The 227-nt window shown below is 74.4% G+C and carries 1 pseudogene; it reads right to left on the bottom strand.

Annotation, left to right across the window (positions count from 1 at the left end):
* Positions 1-227: pseudogene (locus IF00_RS0140670) on the bottom strand (DUF4097 family beta strand repeat-containing protein); the annotation flags it as partial.

The following is a 227-nucleotide window of genomic DNA, read 5'->3' as shown; positions in this document are numbered from 1 at the left end:
TCCGACGCCGCGGAGTTCGGCGGCGGCGCCCTTGGCCTCGACGCGGGAGCCGGCCGGGAGCTGGACGGTCACCTCGACGGAGCCGTGGTCGCCGAGGATCTTGTTCTTGGCGGGGGCGCCGGTGACCCGCAGGACACCGTCGGCGAACGCGACCGAGACCTGCCCGGCCGCCTTCACGTCGGCACCCTTGGCGGCGTTCACGGGCCGGACGTCGACGGTGACGTCCT

Source organism: Streptomyces flavochromogenes, from assembly GCF_000717595.1.
GTDB classification, from domain to species: Bacteria; Actinomycetota; Actinomycetes; order Streptomycetales; family Streptomycetaceae; genus Streptomyces; species Streptomyces flavochromogenes.
Note: the sequence above shows the minus strand (reverse complement) of the source record. Positions and strands in the feature narration are given on the sequence as shown.